The sequence below is a fragment of the Flaviramulus sp. genome, from assembly GCF_982512915.1.
In genome coordinates this window covers 51,489-76,227 of record NZ_CEWOCJ010000010.1, presented here as the reverse complement: position 1 = coordinate 76,227, position 24,739 = coordinate 51,489, and the positions used below count along the sequence as shown (strand labels likewise).

20 protein-coding genes are annotated in these 24,739 nt (G+C 30.5%); 13 read left to right on the top strand and 7 right to left on the bottom strand.

Annotated elements, in window-relative coordinates:
* Positions 1–421: 421 nt before the first annotated feature.
* A complete protein-coding gene (gene ychF, locus AC1XJX_RS08710; protein WP_482003586.1) occupies positions 422–1,516 on the bottom strand; it encodes a redox-regulated ATPase YchF in 1,095 nt (364 codons plus the stop codon).
* 390 nt (positions 1,517–1,906) lie between these two features.
* Here ychF and AC1XJX_RS08705 point away from each other — a divergent pair, with 390 nt between their 5' ends.
* Entirely contained in the window at positions 1,907–2,173 is a 267-nt protein-coding gene (locus tag AC1XJX_RS08705; RefSeq protein WP_482003585.1) for a hypothetical protein, read from the top strand.
* Between the two features lie 337 nt (positions 2,174–2,510).
* On the opposite strand, the gene AC1XJX_RS08700 is transcribed toward AC1XJX_RS08705, so the two are convergent.
* Both AC1XJX_RS08700 and AC1XJX_RS08695 read right to left on the bottom strand, forming a co-directional pair.
* Positions 2,511–3,233, bottom strand: coding sequence for a polysaccharide lyase (locus AC1XJX_RS08700; protein WP_482003584.1), 723 nt, complete (start codon positions 3,231–3,233; stop codon positions 2,511–2,513).
* A gap of 220 nt (positions 3,234–3,453) precedes the next feature.
* Positions 3,454–3,804, bottom strand: a complete 351-nt coding sequence (locus AC1XJX_RS08695) for a 4Fe-4S dicluster domain-containing protein (protein ID WP_482003583.1) — start codon at positions 3,802–3,804, stop codon at positions 3,454–3,456.
* A 67-nt stretch (positions 3,805–3,871) separates the two neighbouring features.
* Between AC1XJX_RS08695 and AC1XJX_RS08690 the strand changes: the two genes are divergently transcribed.
* The 8 genes from AC1XJX_RS08690 to AC1XJX_RS08655 all read left to right on the top strand — a co-directional run bounded on the left by AC1XJX_RS08690 (position 3,872) and on the right by AC1XJX_RS08655 (position 12,250).
* Positions 3,872–4,930 (top strand): acyl-CoA reductase, encoded by a 1,059-nt coding sequence (locus tag AC1XJX_RS08690; protein ID WP_482003582.1) that lies wholly within the window; start codon positions 3,872–3,874, stop codon positions 4,928–4,930.
* Between the two features lie 77 nt (positions 4,931–5,007).
* A complete protein-coding gene (gene serC, locus AC1XJX_RS08685; protein WP_482003581.1) occupies positions 5,008–6,072 on the top strand; it encodes a 3-phosphoserine/phosphohydroxythreonine transaminase in 1,065 nt (354 codons plus the stop codon).
* A 140-nt stretch (positions 6,073–6,212) separates the two neighbouring features.
* Positions 6,213–7,163 carry a D-2-hydroxyacid dehydrogenase gene (locus AC1XJX_RS08680; RefSeq protein WP_482003580.1) on the top strand — a complete coding sequence of 317 codons (951 nt, stop codon included), beginning with the start codon at positions 6,213–6,215 and terminating at the stop codon, positions 7,161–7,163.
* 116 nt (positions 7,164–7,279) lie between these two features.
* Positions 7,280–7,915 carry a DUF937 domain-containing protein gene (locus AC1XJX_RS08675; RefSeq protein ID WP_482003579.1) on the top strand — a complete coding sequence of 212 codons (636 nt, stop codon included), beginning with the start codon at positions 7,280–7,282 and terminating at the stop codon, positions 7,913–7,915.
* Between the two features lie 204 nt (positions 7,916–8,119).
* Positions 8,120–8,557, top strand: coding sequence for a DUF6146 family protein (locus AC1XJX_RS08670; RefSeq protein ID WP_482003578.1), 438 nt, complete (start codon positions 8,120–8,122; stop codon positions 8,555–8,557).
* A 35-nt stretch (positions 8,558–8,592) separates the two neighbouring features.
* A complete protein-coding gene (locus AC1XJX_RS08665; protein ID WP_482003577.1) occupies positions 8,593–8,895 on the top strand; it encodes a DUF6787 family protein in 303 nt (100 codons plus the stop codon).
* 365 nt (positions 8,896–9,260) lie between these two features.
* The gene (locus tag AC1XJX_RS08660; RefSeq protein WP_482003576.1) at positions 9,261–11,660 is read left to right on the top strand and encodes a TonB-dependent receptor; all 2,400 of its coding nucleotides are present in this window, start codon (positions 9,261–9,263) and stop codon (positions 11,658–11,660) included.
* Between the two features lie 20 nt (positions 11,661–11,680).
* Positions 11,681–12,250, top strand: coding sequence for a type 1 periplasmic binding fold superfamily protein (locus AC1XJX_RS08655; RefSeq protein WP_482003575.1), 570 nt, complete (start codon positions 11,681–11,683; stop codon positions 12,248–12,250).
* Positions 12,251–12,311: 61 nt separating this feature from the next.
* On the opposite strand, the gene AC1XJX_RS08650 is transcribed toward AC1XJX_RS08655, so the two are convergent.
* The gene (locus AC1XJX_RS08650) at positions 12,312–13,103 is read right to left on the bottom strand and encodes an NUDIX hydrolase (protein ID WP_482003574.1); all 792 of its coding nucleotides are present in this window, start codon (positions 13,101–13,103) and stop codon (positions 12,312–12,314) included.
* An 85-nt stretch (positions 13,104–13,188) separates the two neighbouring features.
* On the opposite strand from AC1XJX_RS08650, the gene AC1XJX_RS08645 reads away from it, so the two are divergent.
* Both AC1XJX_RS08645 and AC1XJX_RS08640 read left to right on the top strand, forming a co-directional pair.
* Entirely contained in the window at positions 13,189–15,114 is a 1,926-nt protein-coding gene (locus AC1XJX_RS08645; RefSeq protein WP_482003573.1) for a glycoside hydrolase family 3 protein, read from the top strand.
* Between the two features lie 26 nt (positions 15,115–15,140).
* On the top strand, positions 15,141–15,656 hold the full coding sequence (locus tag AC1XJX_RS08640) for a hypothetical protein (RefSeq protein ID WP_482003572.1): 516 nt from the start codon (positions 15,141–15,143) through the stop codon (positions 15,654–15,656).
* 85 nt (positions 15,657–15,741) lie between these two features.
* Here AC1XJX_RS08640 and guaB read toward each other — a convergent pair whose 3' ends face one another.
* Positions 15,742–17,214 (bottom strand): IMP dehydrogenase, encoded by a 1,473-nt coding sequence (gene guaB, locus AC1XJX_RS08635; RefSeq protein ID WP_482003610.1) that lies wholly within the window; start codon positions 17,212–17,214, stop codon positions 15,742–15,744.
* 88 nt (positions 17,215–17,302) lie between these two features.
* Complete coding sequence (locus tag AC1XJX_RS08630) at positions 17,303–20,056, bottom strand: TonB-dependent receptor (protein WP_482003571.1); 2,754 nt, start codon at positions 20,054–20,056, stop codon at positions 17,303–17,305.
* 233 nt (positions 20,057–20,289) lie between these two features.
* Here AC1XJX_RS08630 and AC1XJX_RS08625 point away from each other — a divergent pair, with 233 nt between their 5' ends.
* Positions 20,290–22,515, top strand: a complete 2,226-nt coding sequence (locus AC1XJX_RS08625; RefSeq protein ID WP_482003570.1) for a TonB-dependent receptor family protein — start codon at positions 20,290–20,292, stop codon at positions 22,513–22,515.
* Positions 22,516–22,556: 41 nt separating this feature from the next.
* On the opposite strand, the gene AC1XJX_RS08620 is transcribed toward AC1XJX_RS08625, so the two are convergent.
* Positions 22,557–23,420: a hydroxymethylglutaryl-CoA lyase gene (locus AC1XJX_RS08620; RefSeq protein WP_482003569.1), complete on the bottom strand. Its 864-nt coding sequence runs from the start codon at positions 23,418–23,420 to the stop codon at positions 22,557–22,559.
* A 124-nt stretch (positions 23,421–23,544) separates the two neighbouring features.
* Here AC1XJX_RS08620 and AC1XJX_RS08615 point away from each other — a divergent pair, with 124 nt between their 5' ends.
* Positions 23,545–24,465 carry a spondin domain-containing protein gene (locus AC1XJX_RS08615; RefSeq protein WP_482003568.1) on the top strand — a complete coding sequence of 307 codons (921 nt, stop codon included), beginning with the start codon at positions 23,545–23,547 and terminating at the stop codon, positions 24,463–24,465.
* Positions 24,466–24,739 lie beyond the last annotated feature (274 nt).

Here is a 24,739-nt window from a genome sequence, read left to right as displayed (position 1 = left end):
AAATGAGTTTCTAGTTTTCAAAAGCTTAATCATATAAGTTTTTATGAATAACCAATTAGTTAATTTACCTATAACCCCAAAAGGAGATTAGAAGTAAAAAACATCTTTCAATATTGTTTTCTTTTCGCTTTCACGAAAATGATGTTAATGACTAAAACATTTGAAAGCTCCGGAAACTATTTCATATGCAAAATAATTTGGATTTTTAAATCCTGTAATTTTTGAAGTTAATTGCTCTTTATTACCAAAGTGAATACCCTAACAATCAACTATTCATTTAACTCGATTAAACCGAAATTTTGGCTTCTACAAACTTTTCATTGGAATGTTTTAAAGAATTTTGATAAAATCTATATTTATTGCTTAATCAAAACAAGTTTTTAGATCTAAGTTAATAAAAGTTTAAAATAGGTTTCTGTAATTATACATTGAACAAGAAGTGCATCACATCACCATCTTTAACAATATAATTTTTACCTTCTACTCGCATTTTACCAGCTTCTTTAACTTTAGCTTCGCTACCGTATGTAACATAATCTTCATAAGCGATAACTTCACCACGTATAAAACCTTTTTCAAAATCCGTATGAATTACACCAGCTGCTTGTGGCGCAGTAGCGCCAATATCAATTGTCCAAGCTCTAACTTCCTTAATACCAGCTGTGAAATAGGTTTGTTGATTTAATAATTTGTAGGCGCCACGAATTAACTTTGCAGATCCAGCTTCATCTAATCCTATATCTTGTAAAAACATTTGACGCTCTTCGTAATCATCTAACTCATTAATATCAGCCTCTGTACCTACAGCTAAAACTAAAACCTCAGCATTTTCATCTTTAACGGCATCTTTTACTTGCTCTACATAAGCATTACCAGAAACTGCTGATCCCTCATCAACATTACAAACATACATAACAGGTTTTTCTGTTATAAATTGAGAGGGTTTTACAAAATCAATATAATCCTCTTCAGTAAAATCAAGAGCTCTTATTGATATTCCTGCTTCTAAACTCGACTTAATTTTTAACAAAATAGCCTCTTCTTTTTGAGCCTCTTTATTTCCTGTTTTAGCTGCACGTTTTACTTTATCAAGTTTTTTATCAACCGTTTCAAGATCTTTAAGTTGTAATTCCATATCGATAGTTTCTTTATCTCTAATAGGATTAACATTACCATCAACATGCACAATATTATCGTTATCAAAACAACGCAATACATGTAAAATAGCATCAGTTTCTCTAATATTTGCTAAAAACTGGTTACCTAAACCTTCACCCTTACTAGCTCCTTTTACTAGTCCAGCTATATCAACTATTTCAACCGTTGCAGGTACAACGCGCTCTGGATTAACTAACGATTCTAACTTTTCTAAACGTGGATCTGGAACGTTTACAACACCAATATTTGGCTCTATGGTACAAAACGGAAAGTTGGCGCTTTGCGCCTTAGCGTTTGACAAACAATTAAATAAAGTTGATTTTCCTACGTTTGGTAATCCTACGATGCCTGCTTTCATGATTTACTTTTATTTTTGCGAGTGCAAATGTAATTAATTCCTTTATTATTTTTTGTAACATTTCAAAGCTTTAATAGTTTAGTTTACTCAAACCATCAATAAAGAAACATATTTTAATTGTCTTAACTATGTATCCATCTTAATTTATAACCTCTCCTAAAGTTTTATAATGAGATTAATTAATGAAAAAATTAATCATTTAATACTTAACTAAATTAGCTTTTAACTTAATTACACCTCATGAAACCATCAAATTAAAAAAAAACACTTTAAAGCCAAGTAAAAAGCTAAGACTCTTAAAATTGAGAATTAAAAATTCTTAAAATATAATTATTGAATTGATAGATATCTTATATTTATCTCTTGATTTATCTTAAATTTTCAATCTGTATGAGCAAGTTTTTTATTGTTATTCTTATAACCATATCTTTTAATTTTAGCTTTTCTCAAAATGATATTAAAGTAGATTTTGGATCTGTTTTTAAAAATGAAAAAAGAGAAATTCCTTTGGATATAGTTGGGAAGGATGAAAATGGTTATTACCTATTATACTCTGAAGGCAAATTTGGTCAAGGAAATGATATGTTTTTGAGAAAATTTGATTTAGAATTAACACCTACAGATCAAGAAATAAATTTAAAAAAGCGAAACCTATAAAGGTGATTTTAACTCTCTTGAACTCGTAAAAATAAAAGATAAAATAACACACATTTTCTATTTATTTACAGAAAGCGGAAAAAGTTACTATTAACATATTAAGTCAATACCAAAATACCATTTGGGAAAACGAAGAAACTTTAGAGCCTTTACAGGAAATAAAAACGTTTAAAAGTGATGATTGATTTTGGCGTTACGCTTATTGATTTTGTGTATGGTAGTAGCTGAAGGTTAATGAATTGCAATGAATTCCGATTATGTACTTAGCAAAACTTTTTTGTTTTATCTTTTTTTTTACAAAGCCAAATCAAAAAGATTTGGAAAACTTTGTTAAAAATTAAGTTTCACGCGAAACAACATACAAGCCTTCATAAACTTCAAAATTATCAAACCAAGCGTAAACAGTAGTATAATTACCATTATTGTCTTTTGGTGCAAAATCTGGGGAATTACCTCCATGAAAGGTTGAAAAAAGAAAATTGTTAATTTCAGTATCCTTCCCTTCGACAGCTCTTAATTGCAACCCTTTGTAAGAGGATATTTCCTTTCCATTGGCGTAAATAATGACTTCACCATTAGAAGCAAAAGCCGGCGTATTAATTTTAACGTAAATAGCCATTTGATAATACTGTCCTTTTTTAAAATAAAAGTTTGGAGATGGCTTACCCTCCCCATATTTTCCTTTTAAATCTTGGTGGTAAACATAGGAAGTAACAACACCATTTTTTTTGAAACAAATACGTGCGCTCCATCCATCTTTTTGCATTGGTTTTCCTCCTGTAATTCTTTTTTCTGGTGCGAGACCATGTAATTTTCCGCCTCTTGGAAATTGAAAATCTTCGTCAAAAGCAACAGCATAATTAAGTGTTGCCTCATTATATGATTCTGGTAGCCGGATATTATTTACCATGCGCTCACTTCCTTTATCAAAACCAACATAGCTCGCTTTAATACCAGTTGACCCATTAATACCTTTTCCTTCAGCAATTTCAATGTTTTTAAGATTAATAATAGCATTAAATTCTTTTGAATTAGTATTATCATCAAAGTTTATCTTCAATAGAGGCTTAGGATTTTTGGCAGATAGGTTTGATTGTAAAAAAATAAAACCAAAACATAATAATGAATAAAAGGCGAAATACGGTTTAAGTTTCATAATAATATATGCTTTTAAAACTGTTGATTATTTTGCAGATAGTGAATTGAATTAAAATCTTATCCAAAAAAAACCCAAGCTTACGCTCAGGGTTTACATATATTTTACTGTCGATTATCGACTATCAATCAGGGTGCATAAAACGCTGTTTAGCTAATAGTTCCTCTTCGGTTTCAACATGACTATCATCTGGCACACAACAATCTACAGGACAAACTGCAGCACATTGTGGCTCGTCATGAAAACCTTTACACTCCGTACATTTATCTGGCACAATGTAATAAACCTCATCACTTATTGGTGTTTGTGCCTCATCTGCATCAACTTCAGTACCATTTGTTAAAACTACAGTACCATTTAAACTAGTACCATCTTTATAGCGCCAATCATCGGCACCTTCGTATATTGCTGTATTTGGGCACTCAGGTTCACAAGCACCACAATTTATACATTCGTCTGTTATTATAATTGCCATAGCATTTTTTTCTTTCTAACTTTGCAATTGCAAAAATAAAGCCAAAACCATTCATAACCAAATTAGAATGCAATTAGAACAAAGAATTAACGCTTTTATAAAATTAGGAGAGTTTTTAGAGCAATTTTCTAACGAAGTCTATCAGAAAAATAATAATATTGAACACAACGACACTTTCTATGACGGCTTTAAACACCAAATAAAACTTGCTGAAGAACATAATGGTTGGTTTACTAAAGAAAACATAACCTTTGCTTTAAAAGGATGGAGTGATTCTTTAAAAAAAGAAAATTTAATCTCATGGCTTCAATCTTATAATATTAATGCAATAAGCCCTAAAAAAGTAGCTATTATAATGGCTGGGAACATTCCTTTAGTTGGCTTTCATGATTTTTTAACTGTGTTGATTACTGGTCACCACGTTATTGTAAAGCAATCTTCAAATGATAAACATTTACTTCCTTATTTAGCTAAATATTTAGAATTTGTTGAGCCTACTTTTAAAAGAATTATAACTTTTACAGAAAATAAATTAGAAAATTTTGATGCTATTATTGCAACTGGCAGCAACAATACCGCTCGTTATTTTGAGTATTATTTTAAAGATAAACCTTCCATTATTAGAAATAACAGAAACTCTGTAGCTGTTTTAAATGGCGACGAAACTCACGAAGAATTAAAAACACTCTCAGAAGATATTTTTAGATATTACGGACTAGGTTGCAGAAACGTTTCAAAAATATTTGTTCCCAAAGATTACAAATTTGATACTTTTTTTGAGGCTATGTACCACTGGCATCCAATAATTAATAAAGCTAAATATGCCAATAATTACGATTACAACAAAGCTGTTTACTTAATGAGCGAATTTGATATGCTTGAAAATGGTTTTTTTATGATTAAAGAAGATAAAAGCTATGCCTCTCCCATAGCCACTTTGTTTTATGAATATTATGAAGATAAAAACCAGTTAAAAGAAAAATTAAAAACTGAAAAAGAACAAATTCAGTGTATTGTCTCTAAAGGATTCTTAGAAAACGAAATTACATTTGGCTCTACCCAAAAACCGAAACTTTGGGATTATGCGGATAGTGTCGATTCTGTTGAATTTTTGTTAGCAATTTGATGAAAAAATTATTGAATTTTCAATATGAAATAACCAATTAATTAGGAACTTTACATCTTTAAATTTCACATCATAAAATGAAGAAACACAACTTTAGTGCAGGACCAAGTATTTTACCACAAGAAGTTTTACTTAAAGCTTCAGAAGCTATTATAGATTTTGATAACAGTGGGTTATCATTAATTGAAATTTCACACAGAAGCAAACCTTTTGTTGATGTTATGGAAAAAGCTCGAGCACTAGCCTTAGAACTTTTAGGTTTAGAAGGCAAAGGCTATAAAGCTTTGTTTTTACAAGGCGGAGCTAGCGCACAGTTTTTAATGGTTGCAATGAATCTTCTCGAAAAAAGAGCAGGCTATTTAAATACAGGAGCATGGAGTCAAAAAGCTATTAGTGAAGCTAAACTTTTAGATGACATTTATGAAGTAGCATCTTCAGAAGAAGCTAATTTTAATTACATTCCAAAAGGTTTTGATATACCAGAAAATTACGATTATTTTCACTGTACTTCTAACAATACAATTTTTGGAACTCAAATTAAATCTTTTCCAAACTCACCTATTCCTATGGTTTGTGATATGAGTAGTGATATTTTTTCTAGAGTTTTAGACTTCTCAAAATTTGATTTAATATATGCTGGAGCACAAAAAAATATGGGACCTGCAGGAACTACCTTAGTAGTTGTTAAAGAAGATATTTTAGGTAAAGTATCTAGAAAAATACCTTCTATAATGGATTATAAGTCACACATTAAACAAGGAAGCATGTACAATACACCTCCTGTTTTTGCAGTTTATACGTCTATGTTAACATTAGAATGGTTAAAAAGCGTTGGAGGGATAGCTGGAATTGAAAAAGAAAACGAAAAAAAAGCGAGATTAATGTATTCTGAAATTGATTTAAACCCATTATTTAAAGGTTTCGCTATGAAAGAAGATCGTTCTCACATGAATGCTACTTTTAACTTAGTAAATGATAATTTAAAAGATACTTTTGAGACTATGTTAAAAGAGGCTGGTATTAGCGGCGTGAATGGTCATAGAAGTGTTGGTGGATATAGAGCCTCAATGTATAATGCTTTACCAATTGATAGTGTAAAAGTATTAGTTGAAGTTATGAGTGAATTAGAAAGTAAAGCATAAAATAGTTTTTAGTAAGTAGTTTCATTTTAAAATACTTACTAAAATTTTTAAAAATAAAAAAATTAATTACAAGTTGAACTTTTAAGTATTCAAATAACTTTTAACTTTTAACTTTTAACTTTTAACTTTTAAATAAAAAAATGAAAGTATTAGCAAACGACGGAATTTCAAAAAGCGGTATTGAAGCACTTGAAAAAGGCGGATATGAAGTAATAACTACAACGGTAGCTCAAGAACAATTAATCAATTATATAAACGAAAAAAACATAGTAGTTTTATTAGTAAGAAGTGCAACCACGGTGCGTAAGGATTTAATTGATGCTTGCCCAGGCCTGAAAATCATAGGCCGTGGTGGTGTTGGCATGGATAATATTGATGTGGAATATGCTCGTGAAAAAGGTTTACATGTAATAAACACGCCAGCTTCTTCATCACATTCAGTTGCAGAATTAGTTTTTGGTCATTTTTATGGACTAGCTCGTTTTTTACATAATTCTAACAGAGATATGCCTTTAGAAGGAGATACTAATTTTGGTAAATTAAAGAAAGCGTACTCAAAAGGTATTGAATTGAAAGGTAAAACTTTAGGAGTTTTAGGTTTTGGTCGAATAGGTCAAGCTACAGCTAAAGTAGCTTTAGGAGCCGGGATGAAAGTAATAGCATTCGATCCGTTTTTAGAAAAAGTTAATTTAGAGTTAGACTTTTTTGATGGACAAAAAGTTAATTTTGAAATTAAAACGATTTCGAAAGAAGACGTTTTAAAACAGTCAGACTTTATAACACTTCATGTACCCGCTCAAAAAGAATATGTTATTGATGAAGCAGAATTTAACATCATGAAAGATGGCGTTATTATAGCTAATGCCGCTCGTGGCGGAGTAGTTAACGAAGTGGCACTAGTAAAAGCTATTGAAAAAGGCAAAGTAGCAGGAGCTGCACTAGATGTTTTTGAAAATGAACCAAAACCAGAAATGCCTTTATTAATGAATCCAGCCCTTTCATTAACTCCACATACTGGTGCTGCAACTAATGAAGCTCAAGATAGAATTGGGACTGAATTAGCATCACAAATAATTAGTATTTTAGGATAACCTAATAATAAATGTGACCTAAATGTAATATTTGAGTCCTAACTATAAACGTTAGGACTTTTTTTGTACATTGAAATCCTAATTATTAATCATTTTAAAAATTAAAATACAAAATCATGTCTGGAATTTTAGATTTATTAAACAGTGACCTTGGAAAAACTATTATTAGTGGCGTTGCAGGTCAAACCAATCAACCACAAAATAAAACACAGGATGTTTTAACAATGGCTCTACCCGTTTTAATGCAAGCTATGAAACGTAACGCATCTACGCCTCAAGGTGCAGAAGGATTGTTAGGAGCTTTAAGCAGCAAACATGATGGAAGTATACTTGACAATTTAGGAGGTTTATTTGGTGGCGGTGTAGATTCAAATGTTTTAAATGATGGTGAAAAAATATTAGGTCATGTTTTAGGAAACAAACAACAAAATGTAGCAAATACTCTAGGTGTAAAATCCGGAATGGATGCAGGTTCTGTTGCTCAAATACTAAAAGTAGCAGCTCCTATTTTAATGGGGATTTTAGGTAACCAAGCTAAACAACAAAACGTAAGTAACTCAGGTGGTATTGAAAGTTTACTTGGAGGTCTTCTAGGTGGCAGTTCAGCCAAAAATGAGCAAAGCTTTTTAGAATCAATTTTAGATGCTGATGGAGACGGAAGTGTAATTGATGACGTAGCAGGAATGGTGTTAGGAGGCAATAAAAAGAAAGGTGGCCTTGGTGGTTTATTAGGCGGTTTATTTGGAAAATAATTATTTACTTTCTCAATATATCAAAGAGTTAAGCCCACAGCTTAGCTCTTTTTTGTTAAATCAATTAAAAACCAAAATTTTAAGTAATGATTTTCGTAACTTTAATAAGTAAAGTTTACTCACTTAAAAGTAGCATACACTCATTATAATTATTCTAAGCTCAGAATGTGTCCTACTTTTGAAGTATAAATAAACTTAAACACTATGAAAAATATTTTTTACACCTTACTAATTTCTGTACTAGTTTTTAATTGCAAAACATCAAAAACCACATCAAACAAAGAAGATGAAAAGCTGGCAAACATAAAACAAAATGATACGGTTACCATTGCAAATGATGATTTAGAATACGAAATAATTATAATTGAACCAGGCTTTAATTATTGGTTAATGAGTACAGCACGACCAGAAGGATATTATTCTCAACAATTTTTAGAAATGCGAAATTATCAATATGTTGTTGCATGGAATCAAAGGGTTTTACAACCACTAAAATTTGACCCTACTTTATATGAATTACAAATTGATTATCAAACGGGTATCGATTATGGATACGATGTTAATTACAAACTTTACAATTACTTTATTTATTTTCAATTAACATATAATGAAAGGTTAACTCAACTGTTGCCTAGAATTTAAATACTTTTTCATTATTTTTGCATAAAATTGCAATTTTGGAAAAATTAAAAGAACGTTGGGGCATTGAAAATAACTGGCAAATTATTGTCATATTATTAGTGTTTTCTTTAACTGGTTCTTTTGCATCTTTAATAGGTAAACCTATTTTAAGTTTCCTAAATATTACCTCCGAAAACTTTGGAACAATAAGTTATTGGATTATACGCATAATTTTACTTTTTTTTATGTATCAGTTTATGCTAGTTTTTTTTGGTTGGATGTTTGGACAATATAAATTTTTCTGGAATTTTGAAAAAAAGATGCTTATAAGGTTGGGATTAAAACGCTTTTTAGATTAATGAATCGATTGAAGGAACATATTTGTTTTAAAATACTAACAGTTTTGTTAGTATCAATATTGATTGTTCCAAGTGTTGTTAAACTCAATCATATTTATGCTCATCAGAAACATGAAATATGTAAAGGTAGTACAACAACACATATTCATAAAGTTGATTTAGATTGTGATTTTCATAAATTTCAAATTAATAACCACTATTTTTTTTCCACCAATCTTAAAAAGTATAACCCGCAAATTTCACATAACAAAATTTCATTTTTAACATATAATTTTTTTTATAATCATCGGCAATTATCGTTTTCTCTTCGCGGACCTCCATTTTTAGTTTAAAATAATTTATTATTTAAACTAAAAATCTATAAAATGAAATACTATGTATTGATTTTAGCTTGTACAATATTAAATCTAGCTAACAGTCAAAATTGCACTTCAAAATTTTTTGGAGAAGTTCATGATTTTCACGATGGAACACCTATTGTAGCTGCTGCTATTTATATTGAAAATCTTGATAAATATACTACCTCTGATATCAATGGGAAATTTTCAATTGATAACCTATGTGATGGTAAATTAACTATTGTTGTCTCACATTTAGGATGTGAAACTAAACGTTTGAACATTCTAATTAGTGGTGATACGTTTTTTGAAATTAATTTAGAACATCATTTTGAGGAACTGAGTGAAGTTAAAGTTGAAGGAACTTCAAACAATAAATTAACTAATACATCTCAAGAAATACTTCTTAAAAGTGAAGATATTGAACGTTATAGTGCTTTTAGTCTTGGAGACGCTTTAAAACAAATTAGCGGTGTATCTTCTATAAATACAGGAAACTCTATTGTTAAACCTGTAATTAATGGCTTGCATAGTAGTAGAATTATAGTAATGACCAACGGGGTTCGTTTACAAGACCAAGAATGGGGCATTGAGCATGCTCCAAATATTGACTTAAATACTGCAGGAAGCATTAATGTAATAAAAGGGGCTAATGCATTGGCTTTTGGAGGCGATGCTATTGGAGGTGTTATTGTATTAAAACCATCTAATATTAGTTTAATTGATTCACTTTACGGAAATACAATTATTAATGGTCAAAGCAATAGTAATGGTTATAGTTTAAATTCTTCATTAACAAAAACCTATCAAAAAGGTTGGTATATTAATGGACAAGCATCTATAAAACGTTTTGGTGATTTTGAAACGCCAAATTATAATTTAACCAATACTGGTTTAAAATCTTCAGGCTTTTCAATCAATACAGGATTTAAAAAATTTGAACAAGGTTTTAATGTATTTTATAGTTACTTAAATAATAAAATTGCCATTTTAAGAGCTTCTCATATTGGAAATATTGAAGATTTAGTTAACGCTATTAATAGTCAACAACCTTTAGTGGTTGAAGGTTTTAGTTACGATATCAACTCACCTCGCCAAGATGTAACCCATCAAATCATAAAGGCTGATTTTTACAAACGTTTTAAAAAATTTGGACGCGTCGAATTACAATATGATTTTCAAAATAATCAACGTTTTGAATACGATATCCGTGTTGGTAATGACAGAGACAAAGCAGCCATAGACCTAACTTTAAAAACACATTCTATTAGAACACGTTTGAAATTAGATTCTAAAAGTAATACTACCAATGAATTTGGAGTTAGCGCTGCGTATCAAAATAATTTTGCAAATCCTGATACTGGTGTAAGACGAATAATACCAGATTATTATAAATATGATTTAGGTGTTTTTGTTATTTCAGGGATGAGATTAAATGATAAAATTAGTTTGGATTATGGCTTTCGTTATGATTTTAATCGTATTGATGCTAAAAAATTCTATCAAACCAGTCGTTGGATAGAACGTGGATATGACCAAGATTTTGGGAATATTGTTATAGAAGATTTAGGTTCACAATTACTTACTAATCCTATTTTTAACTATCATAATATATCTGCTTCTACTGGAATGTCATATAAAGCAGATGCATATAATACTTTTATTTTTAATTATGGATTATCTAATAGAGCTCCAAATCCTTCTGAATTATTTAGTGATGGATTACACCACTCAGCAGCAAGAATTGAATTAGGAGATTTACGCATTAAAAAAGAAACTTCTAATAGAGTTTCTGGGACATATCAGTATAATAAAAAATCTTTTTCAATAAATCTTGAAGCCTTTTATAATCATATTAGCGACTATCTTTTTATTGAACCTATAGGAACAGAACAAACCATTCGTGGCGCTTTTCCAGTTTGGAGTAATAATCAAACTAACGCCGTTTTGTTTGGAATTGATATTACGGCTAATTATAAAATTAATGAGCAATGGTCATTTAATAATAAATCTTCATTTATAAAAGGTAGAGATATAAGTAGAGAGCAAGCGTTAATCGATATTCCATCATTCAAAACAGTTAATGTCTTGGGATATTCAAATAAAAAATGGTTAGATTTCAATTCGGAATTACAAAGTGAATTGGTATTAAGACAAAACGATTTCCCAAATAACAACTTTGAAGTGTTTATACCAAGAACACAAGAAATGGTATTAGTAGATGTAAGTTCTCCTCCACCTGCCTATCATATTCTACATTTCCAAAGTGATATTACACTTAATTTATCAAACAAAACAAATCTAAATATAGGTTTTAATATTACTAATATTTTTAATGTTTCTTACAGAGAATATCTTAACAGACTACGTTATTTTGCCGATGACCTAGGAAGAAATTTTATGTTACAATTAAAATTAAATTATTAACATATTTAAAAAAAACAAAAATGAAAACATTCAAAAAATTATCAATTTTATTTTTATCAACTCTTGGATTTTTAGCTTGCTCTAATGATGATGACAATCCAACTCCTGTAAATGAAGAAGAAGTTATAACTACATTAACAGCTGTTTTAACTCCTATTAGTGGTGGCACAACAGTTACTCTTCAAATAAGAGATTTAGATGGTGATGGTCCAAACGAACCCGATTTAACAGTTTCAGGTCCGTTAGTTATTAATACAACTTATAACGGAAGTTTAACCTTGTTAAATGAGACAGAATCTCCAGCTGAACTTATAAATTCAGAAATTGAAGAAGAAGATGACGAACATCAATTTTTCTTTCAATCTTCAAATAATATAGCAACATTTACTTATGCTGATAGCGATAGGAATAGTAATCCAATTGGTTTAGAATTTGCATTAATTACTGCTTCTTCTGCTGGTTCAGGTAACATAACTGTTACACTACGCCATAAACCAAATAAAGCTGCTTCTGGTGTTTTTGAAGGAGACATTACAAACGCAGGGGGTGAAACGGATATTGAAGCAACTTTCCCAGTTACATTACAATAAGTCTCATAAGATTTAATTAAATCATCAATATGATTCCTGTTTGAATCATATTGATGATTATTTAACGAAAACCAATGCCTTCAAGTAGTAAATTATTATAAGATTCTTCATCAATACTATAAAGAAAAGGAGCCTTATTTGAAGCTCCTGTCATTAATTTTTCGTGTTTATCAAATATTCCTAATTTCAACATTTTTCTTTGGAAATTTCCTCTATCTAAACGTTTTTGTAATATAGATTCATAGAGTTTTTGTAATTCTAACATAGTAAATTTGTATGGCAATAATGATTTTCCAATAGGGAGATAATTTATTTGAACCTTTAGATAATTTAATGCCATTTCTATGATTAACTTATGATCTAATACTAAATCTGGCAATTCTGAGATTGGTTTCCATTCGCAGCATTCACTCAAATCATCCGCAGTAAGAGAGGCTTTATCAACTTGTATTAAAGCTAAATAAGCAGTTGAAATAAATCGTTGATTAAACCAAGACTTAAATTCTTCTTGATGCTTTTTAGGCCACATTAATTGCAATTTTTCCTTCGCTACTCTACTTTGAATATTTTTATCCCATCCTCTATTCAGACTACTAAAAGTTTGAAATTGAGTTAGAAAAATTTCTTGAAGACCTGTACGATTAAATAAAACATCATTAGCAGCTTCTTTCATCTCCATATCATTAGGTAAAAATCCTCCTGGTAAAGCCCATACATTAATATCAAAATACTTTAACAGTAAAACATGCAACACACCATTTCTATAACCAAAAATAACACAGTCAAGAGAAACACCAGGGACATAGGTTTTTATATGTTTTATAAAATCTTCTGTAAGATTTTTACTTTCCATTTACAATTATTTTTTTATTGTGTTAAAGTAATAAAATTAATCCATATCTTTATTGTGTTAAAAAGACATAATAAAATAATAAATCATGAAATTAACAATTAAACTAATATTTGTTATTATTTTATTTATTTGTTGTGAAACAAATAAAGAAGTAAAACTACCAAAACTAGTAATTAATCAATCTAGTAGCGTATTAACCAAGGAAAGTACTCAATTTAGAGACTTAAATCATAATAATGAACTTGATGTCTATGAAGATATTACTCAGCCTGTAGAAAGACGAATATCGGATTTATTAAGTCAAATGACTTTAGAAGAAAAAGCAGGTATGATGTTTATTCATGGAGCTCCCATAAGTGAAGATGGAATTCCAGATGGCAAAGAAGGTTTATCTGGTTTTGCGGGACGTTTACCTAATGTTGTGGAAAATATGAATATCCGTAAAATGACTCATTTTAATATTTGGTCAATTCCTGAAGATCCAAATATTTTTGCCAAATGGTATAATAATACTCAAAAAATTGCAGAAAAAAAGCGATTAGGTATTCCTGTTACTATAGCTTCTGATCCGAGGCATCATCTTGGTAAAAATGTGATAGCAATGACATCTACAGGTTTTAGTCAATTTTGTGAGATGCCAGGTTTTGCTGCAATTGGAGATGAAGCAATTGTTAAAGAATTTGCTGAAATTGTAAGGGAAGAGTACCTCGCTATTGGAATCAGAGAAGCACTTCACCCACAAATCGACTTAGCTACAGAACCACGTTGGGCTAGAATTAGTGGTAACTTTAGTGAAGATGCTGAATTAACTGCTAGATTAGTAAAGCCATATATTGAAGGCTTACAAAATAAAAACTTAACTGATGGTGTTGCTTGTATGACAAAACATTTTCCTGGTGGTGGACCACAAAAAGAAGGTTTAGATCCACATTTTGCTTTTCAAAAAGGACAAATTTATCCAGGTAAAAATTTTGATTATCACTTGATACCTTTTGAGGCTGCTTTTAAAGCTAACACAGCAGCAATCATGCCTTACTACGGTGTGCCTACTGATCAAACAGATGAAAATGTAGGAATGTCTTATAACAAAATGATAATCACAACATTATTAAGAGAAAAATACAAATATGATGGTGTGGTTTGTACCGATTGGGGTTTAATTTCTGATGCCCCTATGGGATCAGAAATAGTTTGGAAAGCTAGGGCTTGGGGTGTTGAAGATTTAAATACTAAAGATCGTGTTCAAAAAATTATAGATGCAGGTTGTGATCAATTTGGTGGGGAAATGATTCCTGAGTTTATAATAGAATTGGTTAAAGAAGGAAAATTAACAGAAAAGAGAATTGATATTTCAGTAAAAAGATTACTTCGCCAGAAATTCCAATTAGGATTATTCGACAATCCATTTGTTGATGAATCAAAAGTAAATACTATAGTTGGTAATGAATCATCAAGAAAATTTGGTGAAAAAACACAACAAATTTCTATGACACTTTTAAAAAATGATAATACTACATTACCATTAACCAAACGCAAATACAAAGTATACGTTCAAAATATAGATTCTACTACAGTATCAAACTATGCGAGAGTAGTATCGAAGCCTGAGGATGCAGATTTTGCAATTGTTAGATTAAATACACCTTGGTATCCAGCAGAATCTAAAGTACCGTTAGCGCTTAGTTTTCATCATGGTGATTTAGACTTCAAAGGCGAAGAAAAAGATAATATTTTGAAACTATTAAAAACAGTTCCAACTATAGTAGACCTTTATTTAGACAGACCTGCCGTTATACCAGAAATAACTGCTAATGCAGTAGCATTAATTGCAGATTATGGAGCTAGTGACATCTCTGTTTGTGAAGTCCTTTTTGGAAATACAAAACCGATAGGAAAACTACCTTTTGAATTACCATCATCAATGAAAGCAGTAGCAAATCAAAAAACAGATGTTCCTTATGATAGTGAAAATCCACTTTTTAAATTTGGATTTGGATTAAACTACAAGTAATTTGAATAGAGATAAAAAAATAAATTATGGCTAAGCGAAAAACACCTTTTTCATTTCAAATTAGAATCATACACAGATATTTAGGATATTTTTTAGCAGGAATAATGGCTGTTTATGCTCTAAGTGGTATTATAATGATTTTTAGAGAAACTGACTTTTTAAAAAAAGAAGTTGTATCACAAACTCAATTAGAAACTAATCTAACAGTTGGAGAATTAAGTCCTAAATTACGGATGGCTGTTAAAGTTGAAAAAACAGAGGGCTATATACTTTATTTTAAAGATGGAAATTATAATCAAAAAACCGGAATGTCGACCGTAAAAAAAATGGAACTTCCATTTTTACTTGAAAAAATGGAGCGCTTACATAAAGCAACAACTAATAGTCCTTTATATTATTTAAACATTTTTTTTGGTGCCTCTTTATTGTTTTTTGTACTTTCTGCTTTTTGGATGTACACGCCAAAAATGCCCGTTTTTAAAAAAGGTATGTTCTTTGCCATCGCTGGGATAGCATTAACTTTAGTTTTAGTTTTTATTTAATAGATAACAAACATAAATAGATATAATCAAAAGGCCAAAGCAAAATACTTTGGCCTTTTGATTATATCTATTTTAAGTGAAAAAATTATCTCGAGTAATTAGGAGATTCTTTAGTAATAGTTACATCATGCGGATGACTTTCATTAATGCCACTAGCTGTAATTTTCACAAACTTCCCAGTTTCTTTTAAAGTTTTAATATCTTTTGCACCACAGTATCCCATACCAGCACGTAAACCTCCAATAAACTGATGAATACTTTCATATAAATCTCCTTTATATGGCACTCTCCCTACTATACCTTCTGGTACAAGTTTTTTAATATCATCTTCAACATCTTGGAAATAACGATCTTTACTACCTTCCTTCATAGCTTCAACAGAACCCATACCTCTATATGATTTAAACTTACGTCCTTCGTAAATTATGGTTTCTCCAGGAGACTCTTTTGTTCCTGCTAATAAAGACCCTAACATCACTGTATCTGCACCAGCTGCGATAGCTTTTGGAATATCACCAGTATAACGAATACCACCATCTGCAATTACAGGTACACCACTTCCTTTTATTGCTGCCGCTACTTCTAAAACAGCAGAAAATTGAGGAAACCCAACACCAGCAACAACTCGAGTAGTACAAATTGATCCTGGTCCAATACCAACTTTTACAGCATCAGCTCCTGCTTCAACTAAATATTTTGCAGCTGCACCTGTTGCAATATTACCAACAATAACATCTAATTGTGGAAACTTTGATTTTATATCTTTTAATACACCAACTACACCTTTTGTGTGCCCATGAGCAGTGTCAATAACAACCGCATCAACACCAGCATTAACAAGAGCTTCAGCCCTTTCAACAGCATCTGCTGTAACTCCAATAGCAGCAGCAACTCTCAAACGGCCATACTCATCTTTGTTAGCCATTGGCTTTTGATTTAATTTAGTAATATCCCTAAAAGTAATTAATCCAGAAAGTTTATAATAATCATCAACAATCAATAACTTTTCAATTTTATGTTGTTGTAAGATTATTTCAGCTTGTTTTAATGAAGTTCCTACAGCAGCAGTAACCAAATTTTCGCTTGTCATCACTTCAGTTATTAGGCGTTTATTATCTCTCTCAAACCTTAAATCTCTATTGGTAACAATACCTTTTAAAGTTCCAGAATCATCAATAATAGGAATACCCCCAATACCATGTTCAGCCATGTTTTGTTTAGCATCTAAAACTGTGGCAGTTAAAGGCAATGTTACAGGGTCTATAATCATTCCACTTTCTGCACGTTTAACTCTACGAACTTTTAAAGCTTGGGCCTCAATAGTCATGTTTTTGTGTAAAACCCCAATACCGCCTTCTTGCGCCATAGCAATAGCCATTTTACTTTCGGTAACGGTATCCATAGCTGCCGAAATAATAGGAACATTGATAGTGATGTTTCTTGTGAATTTTGATTGAATATTTACTTCTCGTGGAAGAACCTCAGAAAAGGCTGGAACTAAAAGAACGTCATCGTAAGTTAACCCTTCTCCTAAAATTTTATCTTGATGTGCAGTCATGTTGCAATTACTGTTATAATTGCGTGCAAATCTAAGCATTTTTTTCGTTTCCTTAATTAATAATATTCACTAAAAAAATTATATGACATTATCGTCTTCGATAGCCACCCCTTAGACCTCTTCCTAATCCCTTGGGTATTTCGTTCATATTTTGCCCTGCTACTCTTCCAAATTTAAAAACAAAAGTGACCATGAAATATTGCTCTAAAATATTATTGTCCAAATCTTGAATATAAGTATTTGTAACCATTCTTCTAAAGCCATTATTCTGTCCTAAAATATCATAACCTACAAGCGTTAAGGTGCCCTTATTTTTCCATAATTGAATACCTAATCCTGCATTCCAAAAAACAGCATCAGCATCAAAGTCATCACCAACTCTACTGTTGTATCGGTATGCTAATTTGTTAGAAAAAAAAGCGTTCTTTAAAAAGAAAATAGAGGCGTCAAAATTTAAATTTTGAATAAAGAAACTGTTGTCAACAAACACGTCAGTATCAAAAACGTTGTTATTTATAGAGTAACTATATGTGGCACTTAAATCTAATTTATTATCATAAGAATACCTAAAGGATGTAGATGGCCTTAACGTGGTGTTTCTTGAAACAAACTTAACAGCGTTCTGTAAAGAGATGTTATTATTGTAAGAAGCAAAAAACCTTAAATTAATATTAAAATTTGTTTTTTTGTTGAAATATGATTTTGAAATAGCAGTATTTCCGCTTAACGAATAGTCGCCATTAATGTTATCATAGGTGGTAAATCTAATTAAATCTGAATCGGTTATTGTTGAGTTAACAATTTTATCATTAACAAATTGGGCTCTAGCATTTCCTGTAATATTGATGTTGTAAAATGCTAAATTATTTTGATATTCGAAATTTATATTATGATTTACTTCTGGTTTTAAAAACGGATTCCCTATTTTTATATTAGTTTGATTACCAAAATCTTCCACAGGCTGTAATTGTGCTACTGTGGGTAAATCTACACTCTGATTATAGTTTAGCGTTAGGTTTTTATAGCCGTTTTTATCTCGATACCGCAGTCTAGCTGCATAAGTAATATATTCAAAATCTGCATTAAAATCTCGCTCGCTTACAAGTTGATCCGTATATTTTCGGTAGGTATTTGTAAACGCTCCTTCCACTTCAAAACGAAAATAATTATAGTCATATCTTAATCTTAAAGCAGGTTTAACTGTGGTGGTTACGTATTTACTATCAAAACTTTGTAATTCATTAAAATCTGTGTATTCATATTCAATTTCATTAAAATCAAAAACGTATTTTTCATTTTTATTGTGACTTATACTAGCGTTGTATTTTGGTATAATTCTGAAGTTAGGAAGCAATTGCTTAAACCACATACCATTAAAATTTATGTTAGATGTGCCATTTTCTGTATTTATAATTTGATCTTGAATTCTGGTTCTATTACTCGCATATAAAATATTTTCAGAATAATTTTGAGAATCTGAATTTGATTGACTAAAATTAGAATTTAGGTTTACAGTGAAAAAATCGCTACCATTTCCTGTTCTAGAAATAATACCCCAACTATTTTTAATACTACTGTTTTTAGCCACGGATTGGTTATTAGAATTTACATCACTTATTAAATCGCCATCAATAGATTTTGAAGATGTTTCTGATTGTGAAAATGAACCTGAGTTATCACTACTAAAATCCAACTCATTGGAAAGCTGCAATCTATTTTTTGATAGTTTATTTTTAGGATTGATAATGTACTTTAAATCTAAACTTCCAATATGATTATCCGTATCACTAGTGCTAGTGCTTTCCGTCTCGGATATATAATTTAAATTGGGTAGAAAATTTTCTCGAACTCGCTTTTGAATATTGTCAACATTATCAGCATTAAATCGATAATTTCCGTTAATCCGAGTTTCATCCCATCTTCCTTTTGAGTAATTAGCACCTATAAAATCTGATTCAATATAGCCGTTACTAGATTTAGAATCTGGAAGTGCGTTGAATCCGCGTCGTATATTTATATTATTAGATCCCGATATAAAACCCAACTGTTTACCATCAATCAATTTAAATAAATTAGCATTGGCTTGATATTTATCATCAGTCCCAAACCCGCCATTTAAATCTCCAAAAAATGCTGTATTTTTCCCTTTTTTAATTTTCAGATTTATTTCTTTTGTACCAGAGTCGGATTCTTCACCAGTAAACTTTTGCATATTGGTTTTAAAATCCGTTACCTGTACTTTACTAATAACGTTACTTGGTAAATTTTTTAAAGCGGTATCCCCATTCTTCTCACCAAAAAAGCGCATACCATCCACATTTATAGCCTCAACATCAATACCATTAACTGTAATGTTTCCATCAATATCGATTTGAACTCCAGGTAGTTTTTTAAGCAAATCTTCTACTCTATCATTAGGAAGTGTTTTAAAACTATCAGCGTTATATTCTATAGTATCTTTCTTTATAATTATTGGAGGAGATCTAGAAATAATAGATATGGTTTCTAACTCTTCCACGGCATACTCTAAGAACAAAAATCCAACATTTAGATCTCCTGTTTTTGGAACCTCAATTTCTTTGGAAAAGGGTTTATACCCTAAATATGCTATATTGAATAGCAATTTAGAATCTTTTTCTGCATTGACTTTTATCGAAAATTGCCCGTCCTTATTGGTTATTCCATAGGCGATAATAAGGCTATCTTGAACACTTTGAACAAAAACCGTAGCAGCTTCCAAAGTAACATCTTGTTTATCTTTAACAATACCTTCAAAAGTAAATTTTTGAGCGAATAATGAAACCGATAATAATAAGAAAAATGATGATAATATGGTTTTCAATCTAAATGGTTTTAATAGGTTATTACTTAGACTAAAGAATTCTAAATTGGTTTAAAACATATTTAAAGCCAAATCTGATTTTCGATTTAACGACTCTGACTAATTTCAAAATATCTGAAAACCAAATTATTATAAATTTTATTTTTATTTATTCTAAATAAACTTTGTGAAAGTAAAATTCATCCTTAAATTTGCACCCAAAAAAATAACTATTTTTAATCAGTCTAAATAAAATGAAAGCTAAAATCTCTTTATTTTTCCTACTAATTATAGGAATTTCGTATGCACAAGAATCAGAAAATGAAACAAAAAAAGACTCCATTCAAAAACTTGAAAAAGTTCTTATAAATGCTCAAGTGATTTTTGGAAGTAAGTATGAAGCTAAAAACAGAACAGGTTCATCTTACTATATTTCACCTGAAGAATTAGAAAAATTTAATTACACAGATATTAATAGAGTTTTAAGAACTGTTCCTGGTGTTAATATTTATGAAGAAGACGGATTTGGATTGCGTCCAAATATCAGTTTACGAGGTACATCACCTGAACGTAGTGCAAAAATATCTATTATGGAAGATGGCGTACTTATAGCACCAGCTCCATACAGCTCTCCTGCTGCTTATTATTTCCCATCTATAGCTAGAATGCAAGCTGTAGAAATTTTAAAAGGTAGTAGTCAAATACAATATGGCCCATTTACCACTGGTGGCGCTTTAAACTTAGTAAGCACCCAAATTCCTGAAACGTTTAAAGGTGCTTTTAGAACAAATTATGGTAGCTTTAATACGGGACAAACATATCTTAAAATTGGGGATAGCAAACCAACATTTGGGTACAATGTTGAATATTTAAATATGAATTCTGATGGTTTTAAAAACTTGCCTGATGGCAGCAATACTGGGTTTGATAAAAACGATTTTGTAGCTAAATTTAGAATCAATTCAAATCCAGAATCTGCATTACAACAAGCTTTAACTTTTAAATTTCAGTACGCTGATGAAGTATCCAATGAAACTTATTTAGGTCTTACACAAAATGATTTTGACTTAAATTCTTTTAGTAGATATGCAAGTTCTCAAGATGACCAAATGACGAATGATCATATCCAATTTATGGCAACTCATAACATTGATTTTTCTAACCAATTCAGAATCACAACAAACGCTTACTATAATGGTTTTTCAAGAAACTGGTATAAGTTAAATGATATTGTTGTAAATAATAATAGAGTTGGTATAGCTTCTATTGTTAATAATCCTCAAGACTATCCAGATTACATGAGTATTGTTAATGGCACAACTAATTCTGATAATGATGCCATTCTTTTAAAAGCAAATAACAGAAAATACGTCTCTAAAGGCGTACAAACAAAATTTGATTATCATTGGTCTGGTGCGAAATTATTTCATGATATTGAAATTGGTCTACGTTACCATTACGATGAAGAGGATAGATACCAATGGGTTGATGGCTATAATATAATTGATGGCGAAATGAATTTAACATCTAATGGTGCTAGAGGCGGTGATTCTAATAGAATAAGTAGTGCTAAGGCTTTTGCAGGATCGATCTTATATAAATTAAATTATAATAACTTAACACTTACTCCTGGTTTACGTTATGAAAATATTACCTTAATTAGAGAAAATTTTGGAACCAACGATTCAAATCGGAATGGAACCAACTTATCAATCAGAGAAAATAATGTAGATATTTTTATCCCTGGAATTGGTTTTAATTATAAATTCAATCAGAATACATCGCTATATGGTGGTATTCATAAAGGTTTTTCTCCTCCAGGTAACGAACCTGGTGAAAAGCCAGAAGAAAGCATTAATTACGAATTAGGATCCAGATTTAATTTTGAAGGATTAAGAGGCGAAATTGTAGCTTTTTATAATGACTACAGCAACTTGCTAGGAAGTGATTTGGCTGCAACTGGAGGAACTGGATCTTTAGATCAGTTTAATGCTGGTGAAGTAGCCGTAAGGGGTATTGAATTACTTTTAAATTATGATTTAATCGAAAAAAACAATAAATTTTCACTACCAATAACTTTTGGATACACCTTTACAGATACTGAATTTTTAAATAGTTTCGGTAGTGATGATGGATTATGGGGACAAGTTTCAATTGGAGACGAGCTACCTTACATAGCAAAACATCAATTTAACACTTCAATTTCGTTAGAACATAAAAAGTTTGAACTCAACCTGAACGGCCGTTTAAATGGCGCTTTTAGAACATTGGCAGGTACTGAAAAAATCACAGAAGCAAATGGTGTAACTTCAAATTTTATTATTGATTTTTCGTGTAAATATCATATCAACAAACGTTTAAGTGTTACTGGAAATATCATAAATCTTTTAGATAAAACATATGCAGTTTCTAGAGTTCCCGCAGGTTTAAGACCTGGACATCCATTCGGAGCCTATGCAGGTTTAGATTTTAGATTTTAAATATTTTAAAAGAGAGTCCTAGTTATTAGTGACTCTCTTTTTTATTGGAAATTTTTAAAAATTTTAGAAGCCTCGTTAAAAGCACTTTCAAAACTCAAAGCGTTCAAATTATTTTTCTTTTGTGATGTAAAATATGATAAGAGTTTCTCAGTTGGCATATTACCCGTTAGTTCATCTTTAGCCATTGGGCAACCTCCAAAACCTTGAATTGCACCATCAAAACGATAGCAACCCGCTTTAAATGCTGCATCCACTTTTTCAAACCAAGAATTTGGAGTTGTATGCAAATGTGCGCCAAATTCAATATCTGGATATCTTGGGATTAAATTTGAAAACAAATAACTTATACTTTCTGGTTCGGAACTTCCAATAGTATCGCTTAAAGATAAAATTTTAACACCCATTTTGGATAATTTCTCTGTCCATTCTCCTACTATATCAACATCCCAAGGGTCTCCATAAGGATTACCAAAACCCATTGAAATATAAACTACAACTTTCTTATTAGAAGCACTAGCAATATCCAAAATCTTAGAAAGAGTCTCAACAGATTGCGCAATTGTTTTATGGGTATTACGCATTTGAAAATTCTCAGAGATTGAAAAAGGAAAACCTAGGTAATCTATCTCTTTAAATAGAGAAGCATCTTCTGCGCCACGGGTATTTGCAATAATAGCCAAAAGTTTACTGGTAGTTTTTGTTAAATCAAGTCTGGATAAAACCTCCTCAGTATCTACCATTTGAGGAATGGCTTTTGGAGACACAAAACTTCCAAAATCAATCGTATCAAACCCTACCCGTAAAAGTGATTGAATGTATTGTACTTTTTGCTCTGTAGGAATAAATTGCTTTATACCCTGCATGGCATCCCGTGGACATTCTATTATTTTTACTTCTTTAAACATTCAATTAAAATAGGGAGATAAAAATACTATTATTTTAATTAAGCATACAATTATAAAAGCAAGTTTAACAAGAGTATTGTAAGACATTAGATTTTAAAACGACTTTTTTTTAAACTGCTTTCTCATGAAAAAAAAATATTCGCTTTCTTGTTATTTATTTTTGATTTTTTCAAGCTCATCAATTGGTCAAAGTGTGGCTGGTTACAATATTATTTTTGAAAGCTTTTGGAATGCAACAGATCATGGAACTTTACCTAATTCTCCTCATTGGTCATCTTTAGTTGGTGCAAATCATAATAACAATGTAATATTCTTAGAAATGGGCGAGATAGCCTCACAAGGTATAGAGAATATAGCTGAAACTGGTAATTTTACTATTTACAGAGATAATGAAGTAAATCTAAGTATTACTAATGGTAATTGTGAACAATTTATTAATGGAGGTGGTTTAGGAAGTGCCATTGGAACTATTCATATCAATGGATTAGAAATAAGTGAAAATTATCCTCTACTTAGTTTAGTATCCATGATAGCTCCAAGTCCAGATTGGATGATAGCTGTAAATGGAATAAACCTTAGGAATAAAGAAAACACTGATTGGTTAAACTTAATTGAAATAGATTTATTTATCTATGATGCTGGAACAGATGCTGGAACAACCTATAATTATGGTGTTTCAGATATAACGCCTCATATTCCTATTAATAGTTTAAAAGGAGTATCGCCATTTAATGATAATCCCGTTGGTAAATTAACTATTAGTTTGCAAAATGTTTTAAACACAAAAAATGTTGATTTGTTTGAAAATATTAAAATTTTTCATGATCCAACTATGGGAAAGATTTATATATCAAATTATAAAAATATAGAATTAAACTACTTGGAAATTTACAATATTTTAGGAGGATTAGTTAAAAAAGTACGCCTTCAAAATAATCTTCCCCAAACACAAGTAGACGTAACTCATTTGAATAAAGGCATTTATATAATAAACTTAAAAAATACTAAAGGAGCTTACAAAATAAAAAAACTTATTATAAATTAACTTAAAACAACGTTTTTAGCACATTAATCGAATTTTTTCTGTCTTCAACGTTTTTTTTCTTTAAATACTTCATTTGCTGATACATTTGCTTGAAATGTTTTGTCCCCAAATGAAGCTTTACAATACTAAAATCAAATTATTTTTATTTTCGATATTTATATCGATTAGTTCCTTTGTTTTTTCACAAAACGAGTCTGAGTCAATTTGTGCTACGGAAACTTCACAGCAATTTCTAAATCATTACAACAGCATTAAAAAACAAGTTAAGAGTTTT

Coding starts and splice junctions, on each gene's coding strand:
- AC1XJX_RS08625 (WP_482003570.1), top strand. CDS start 20,290: ATGAAAGCTAAAATCTCTTTATTTTTCCTACTAATTATAGGAATTTCG.
- serC (WP_482003581.1), top strand. CDS start 5,008: ATGAAGAAACACAACTTTAGTGCAGGACCAAGTATTTTACCACAAGAA.
- ychF (WP_482003586.1), bottom strand. CDS start 1,516: ATGAAAGCAGGCATCGTAGGATTACCAAACGTAGGAAAATCAACTTTA.
- AC1XJX_RS08680 (WP_482003580.1), top strand. CDS start 6,213: ATGAAAGTATTAGCAAACGACGGAATTTCAAAAAGCGGTATTGAAGCA.
- AC1XJX_RS08645 (WP_482003573.1), top strand. CDS start 13,189: ATGAAATTAACAATTAAACTAATATTTGTTATTATTTTATTTATTTGT.
- AC1XJX_RS08655 (WP_482003575.1), top strand. CDS start 11,681: ATGAAAACATTCAAAAAATTATCAATTTTATTTTTATCAACTCTTGGA.
- AC1XJX_RS08695 (WP_482003583.1), bottom strand. CDS start 3,804: ATGGCAATTATAATAACAGACGAATGTATAAATTGTGGTGCTTGTGAA.
- AC1XJX_RS08650 (WP_482003574.1), bottom strand. CDS start 13,103: ATGGAAAGTAAAAATCTTACAGAAGATTTTATAAAACATATAAAAACC.
- AC1XJX_RS08615 (WP_482003568.1), top strand. CDS start 23,545: ATGAAAAAAAAATATTCGCTTTCTTGTTATTTATTTTTGATTTTTTCA.
- AC1XJX_RS08660 (WP_482003576.1), top strand. CDS start 9,261: ATGAAATACTATGTATTGATTTTAGCTTGTACAATATTAAATCTAGCT.
- AC1XJX_RS08690 (WP_482003582.1), top strand. CDS start 3,872: ATGCAATTAGAACAAAGAATTAACGCTTTTATAAAATTAGGAGAGTTT.
- guaB (WP_482003610.1), bottom strand. CDS start 17,214: ATGACTGCACATCAAGATAAAATTTTAGGAGAAGGGTTAACTTACGAT.
- AC1XJX_RS08670 (WP_482003578.1), top strand. CDS start 8,120: ATGAAAAATATTTTTTACACCTTACTAATTTCTGTACTAGTTTTTAAT.
- AC1XJX_RS08705 (WP_482003585.1), top strand. CDS start 1,907: ATGAGCAAGTTTTTTATTGTTATTCTTATAACCATATCTTTTAATTTT.
- AC1XJX_RS08640 (WP_482003572.1), top strand. CDS start 15,141: ATGGCTAAGCGAAAAACACCTTTTTCATTTCAAATTAGAATCATACAC.
- AC1XJX_RS08620 (WP_482003569.1), bottom strand. CDS start 23,420: ATGTTTAAAGAAGTAAAAATAATAGAATGTCCACGGGATGCCATGCAG.
- AC1XJX_RS08675 (WP_482003579.1), top strand. CDS start 7,280: ATGTCTGGAATTTTAGATTTATTAAACAGTGACCTTGGAAAAACTATT.